The organism is Myxacorys almedinensis A (assembly GCF_010091945.1).
Classification (GTDB): domain Bacteria; phylum Cyanobacteriota; class Cyanobacteriia; order Leptolyngbyales; family Leptolyngbyaceae; genus Myxacorys; species Myxacorys almedinensis.
The window spans coordinates 283-521 of sequence record NZ_WVIE01000081.1; positions in this window are offsets into that span (position 1 = coordinate 283).

Sequence of the window (239 nt, forward strand, 5' to 3'; positions counted from 1 at the left end):
GGCAGAGTAATTCCAGCACCCTTCATAATGTTCTGAAGAGCTTGCCATGTTGCTCTCCAGAACGCTGCTTTCGCCTGATCGTCTGCGTTATTGCCTCTGCTAAGGCGCAGCGGTTCGCCCCAAAATCGTTCTAGCCCATAGGTGGTTGTCATTCGCATCTTATGGCTTTCACCTAGTACATCCTGATCACGAAATCTCAGCACTATATCATGGGCACGGCGATCAATCTCGTATAGCTG